Here is a 5003-nt window from a genome sequence, read left to right on the forward strand (position 1 = left end):
GGATCGTTAATAATAGTAACGGTATCCATTTCTGGACAACCATTTTGGTCTAAAACATACACATCCCAGACTAAATCTGTTCCTAAATTTGTATCAACCGTTAAAATATTATTAGTACCGTATGCTGCTGGTAGTGGAGCCGCTGCTCCTGATACTACTGCCGCATAGGTATAAGGGCTTGTTCCATCTGATGCTGTAACTGTAATCTGTGAGTTATAATTAGTACAGAATACATTTGTTGCTGTAGCTGTAAATGATAAAGGAGCTGCTGGTTCCCCAACTGGTACCGTAAACGTATCGGTACAGCCCGTGGTTTCGTCCGTTACAACAATTACCTGGTTTCCTGCTGGCAACCCTGTTAAATTAATCGTTGCTGCCGATTGACCTGTTATTGCCGCTCCTGCATTAATGGTGTAGCTATACGTTCCTGCAAAATCTCCAACCGTAAAATCCACTGCTCCATCCGAACCACCATTACAGCTTACATCGTTAACCAACACGCCCGAAACCGTAATATTCACTACAGGGTCAACCGTATATAATTCCTCATAGGTACATCCGTTGGCATCGGTTACCTCAAACAGATAGGTATCTGGGGCTAAACCTGTAAATATTCCGCTTGCTGCCCCCGTTACATTCCCTGTGGCACTGGCTGGCGACAAAATAGCATAGGCCAATGGTCCCACGCCGTCTGTAGCCGTTAAGGTAACGGTACTTGTCAATGCCAAACAGGTCACTGGTGTCGATACAAAATCCAAGTCGGTCGGAGGATCCAAAGCTGGAACGGTTTCTGTAATAGGTGCACTCGTACAGCCATTACTGTCCCTAATTATAGCGGATACCACGCCTGCCGTATTCGTTGTAAACGTATTGTTCGATGTAAAATTAACCCCGCCGTCAAAACTATACATATATGGGGGCGTACCTGCACCTGGATCTGGGGTAATCGTTACTGTGGCCGACTGGGTAGCGTTGCCCGCTCCACAGGTCAACCCTTGGGTCAATGCCGCGGTTCCCGTAACACTTGATGGCTCCGTAATGTTCACTACGGTGGCAGCCGAATCACAGTCCTTGGCATCTCTAACCACTACGTTATATGGCCCTCCTGCTACATTCAATCCATTAAATACATTCGATGCCTGGAACGTCGCGCCGTTATCTATACTGTATTGGTATGGTGGTACGCCGTTGGAAGCCGTTACTACAATGCTTCCATCTGCTCCTCCTATACAGCTTACATCCGTATGGACCTCTGTAAGCGTCGGTGTTGATAATGGGTTTACCGTAATGGTATTAGATACTGCCTGACAACCTTGAGAATCCGTCACCCTAAACTCATAAGTCCCATCTGTAGTTACTGTATATGGTGATCCTGCAATCACTGCAAACCCGCCACCATTAAAGTTAACCTCAAAGGTCGTATAGGTTCCTGTTCCTCCGCTTGGCGTCAAGTTGATCGTTCCATCTGGTGTAACCGTACAATCCAAGTCTTTAGTCAGGTTAGCTGACAATAACAATTGCGGCGCTACTACGTAAGTTGTTGAAGCATCACAACCATTATCATCCTGGATGCTTACCGTATAAGTCCCCGGTGCATTTATTGTAAATGTCGGACTTGCTTGATACCCGCTACCAATGCTATAGGTTGCTGAGCCATTATAAGTCGTGCCCGATAAGGTTATGCTGAATGGTGATCCCGTATAACATTGCTGTGCCACCGGATTTATTGTCGGTGCCGCATCTGTAGCAATATTTTCATTAAGAGTGACTTCACAACCATTAGAATCTCTTACAACAATATCCCAGTTTGTTCTTGTTGCTGGGTCTAAGTTGAGAACATTACTAGATCCAAAATCGCCTGGAACTGGTGTAAAACCTGGAGCTCCTGCTGCATATTGGTAGGGTCCTGTGCCTCCAGTTGTAGTAAGCGTAAGTTGAGCACCAGAATTACAATTAGCATTCACTCTACTCGTTACAGATGAAGCTAGTGCTTGAATAGGCTGAGTTATTTGAAAAGTATAAGTAGCAGAACAAAGTGTCCCTGATGCCTCTGTAGCTTGTAATACGTAACTTCCTGCCGGCAATGTTGTAATACTTGTTGAAACTGGCCCTCCTGCTGCTCCACTTAATGTACCATTTATAGCTGGTGTTATTGGCAATAAAGAAAGGGCATCTAAAATTTGATAATCAATATCTGTCACAGTTGCATCATAATTTTGAACTGTAAAGTTTAGAGTTCCGTTAGAAGCACCATTACATGTAACATCTGTACTCGCTGTACCAGTAATTTCTATGGTCGATGGTGCATTTGGAGTTAGTACTTCTAAAATAGATATACAATTATTAACATCTTGTACTTGTAAAAAGTAAGTTGTGTTATGAAGTAATCCTGTAAAAGTATACGTTGGACTAGCTTGGGGAGGTGATACTGTTAATGGTTGTCCAAAAATTGAAAACGTATATGGAGCTATACCACCAGTTGTTGTCACAGTATAATCAACACCAGTAGCACAACTATTTGAATCCACAAAACCGTTTAATGTTAAAATAGGAGGTGTTTCTATTCTTTGTACACCACTATTATACTCACATCCATTGGCATCTACTATAGTAATATAATAATCACCAAAAGTCAATCCTGGAAAGTTGAATGATGTTGCCGCCGTTGATCCTGAGGTTGCTAACTCATTAAAACCTGTATCATAAAGTCTATAAGTAAATGGAGCTACTCCACCCGAGTTAATTGTTGCAGTAAAACTACCAAGTGTATTTACGTTACATACTATTGGTGTTGCTGTTAAAGTAACATCTATAAGCGCTGGATCGGTTAATGTAATCGTTCCAGTTGCATCACATCCTTTATCATCTCTTACCACATAGTTATAACTACCCGCAGCTAAACCTCCAAATACATTTGATGATACAAAAGTAGCACCTCCATCAATACTATAAGTAAAAGGAGGAGCTCCTGCAGTTGCCGTTAAAGTAATAGACCCATCTGAAAAACCATTACAAGTAGGGTTTACAAATGCTTCTGTAACTGCAACTGGTACAATAGCATTCGTTGTTATAATATTCGTTTCTACGGTACATCCACTAGCATCTGTAATTTCAAATTGATGTGTCCCTGCGGTCGCTGTTGTATAAGCAAGTGTTGTTCCTGCAAACCCAATTGGAGCTCCTGAATAACCACCTCCATTTGTGTTTACTCTATAAGCATAAGGCCCATTTCCTCCAGCTACAGTAATATCTATAGATGCGTCTGTTGGCACTGAACAAGTTAGGTCTTTAGTTAAAAGCGCATTAGCCGTTAATTGAGGTTCCACCACATAAGATGTAGATACCTCACAACCGTTTCCGTCACGTATGGTCAGGGTATAAGTTCCTGGTGCGCTTATTGAGAATGTCGCACTGGACTGATAGCCTGCCCCGATACTATAACTCAGAGGGGCTACGGCAGTGCCCGTTCCCTCTACCAAGGTGATATTAAGCGGGCTTCCAACATAACATTGCTGTGCCACTGGGTTGATCGTAGGCGATGCATCACTGGTAATGGTAACCGTATTCATTGTCACACAATCGTTGGCATCCATTACATACACATCCCAAACCAGGTCTGCTCCCGAATTCGTATCGACTGTCACTATATTGCTCGATCCGTAGGCTCCTACCGCTGGGGCCGGGTTTCCTGTTACTACGGCGGCATACCTATATCCTGGCGTACCGTCTGAGGCCGTAACCGTGATCTGAGATTCATCGTTCGAACAAAAAACATTGGTCGATGACGAGGTAAATGTCAATGGGTTTGCGGGTTCCGTAACCGTAACGGTAAACGTATCCGTACAGCCCGTAACCTCGTCCGTTACAACGATTACCTGGTCTCCTGCTGGCAAACCTGTCAGGTTAATGGCTGTGGCCGATTGACCTGTTACAGCTGCCCCTGCATTAATGGTATAGCTATATGTTCCAGAAAAACTTGAGACCGTAAAGTCCACGGCGCCGTCCGAACCGCCGTTACAGCTCACATCGTTTATCAGTGCGCCCGTTACGACAATATTTATAACTGGATCTACCGTGTATGTCGTTTCATAATAACATCCATCGGCATCGGTCACCCTAAAGGTATAGGTGTCTGGTGCCAGTCCCGTAAAAATTCCTGTGGCATTGGACGTTGCCGAAGCAGCTGGTGCCGTTATCTCATAGGTCAATGCGCCTACGCCCGTGCCTGCAGCAGCTGTTACCGTAACCGTACTGGTCACATCGTTACATGTTACCGGCGTGCCTGTAACGCTATCTGCTGTTGGAGGGTTCAATGCGCTTATAACTATCGAACCGTTAAAGATACATCCTTGGGCATCCCTTACCGAATAGTTTATCGTTTGGTCCGTACCGTTATCGTTGACATCAAAGGTATTCGAGGCACTGTACCCTGAACCGTTGAAACTGTACTGGTAGGGTGCCGTTCCCGTCCCTGCAGTGGTAGTCACGGTTATCGTTCCTGGTTGGCTCGTATTGGCAGCACTACAGCTAAACGGTGTCGTTACCGCTGCTGTGGCCGCTAAACTTGTTGGTTCCGTCAATGTTACAGAACCGTTGAAAATACATGATTTGTTATCCCTTACCTGATATGCATATGTCCCAGCACTCAATCCCGTATATGACGATGTCGCTGTAAATGCACTGCCGTTAAAGCTATAGGTGTATGGACCTTCTCCGCCTGACGGTACTATTTGAACGGAACCATCGGCCGCACCGTTACAGGTCGCGTTCACGGAGGTTACCGTTGCCGTTGGGTTCGATATCGGGTTGACCGTGATCACGCCCGATTCTGCCTGGCAGTTCTGTGAATCGGTGATTCTAAACTGGTAGTCCCCTGCTGTCGCCGTCAAATACGTAAAAGGCGTGCCTGTGGCTCCCAATGGACTATAGGCCCCTGCATTTAACGATACCTCGTAGGTATACGGTGCTACACCTCCAACTATGGTACCCGTTATCAGGGCATC

General features: G+C 45.0%; 1 protein-coding gene. It reads right to left on the bottom strand.

Translation table 11 applies throughout. The features are described 5' to 3' along the window. The coding region (locus HHX25_RS21005) for a beta strand repeat-containing protein (RefSeq protein WP_205958091.1) at positions 1 to 5003 on the bottom strand (5003 nt) is incomplete at both ends.

The organism is Flavivirga algicola, assembly GCF_012910715.1.
GTDB classification, from domain to species: domain Bacteria; phylum Bacteroidota; class Bacteroidia; order Flavobacteriales; family Flavobacteriaceae; genus Flavivirga; species Flavivirga algicola.